This is a genomic window from Streptomyces milbemycinicus (assembly GCF_002154605.1).
Taxonomy (GTDB): domain Bacteria; phylum Actinomycetota; class Actinomycetes; order Streptomycetales; family Streptomycetaceae; genus Streptomyces; species Streptomyces milbemycinicus.
In genome coordinates, this window is sequence record NZ_MUNE01000712.1 from 1 (window position 1) to 354 (window position 354).

1 protein-coding gene is annotated in these 354 nt (G+C 67.8%); it reads right to left on the reverse strand.

Features of this window, described 5'->3' with window-relative positions:
* On the reverse strand, window positions 1-354 hold a 354-nt coding region (locus CCN51_RS56725), incomplete at both ends, for a hypothetical protein (RefSeq protein ID WP_211303305.1).

Below are 354 nucleotides of genomic sequence, written 5' to 3' on the forward strand. Positions count from 1 at the left end.
ACAACAACCCCACCCCGCGTCACCACCACCAACCGCGAACCACCCGCCAACACACCCCGCACCGCCCCCAACACCCGATCCACCACCGACCGCACCACCAACGGCACCCCACCACCCACAACACCACCACAATCCAGCACCACCACCTCGCACTCAGCACCCTCGGCCTCATCCCAGCCGACCCACGACACCTCACCACCCGGCTCCACCCCCACCGAACGCCACTCCACCTCCAACAACCCCGCACCATCCCCAGAACCCAACTGCTCAGCCGTCACCGGACGACCCACCATCGACCCCACCGACAACACCGGCCGACCACCTTCATCAGCCACCTCCAGCGCCAGCGCGTCC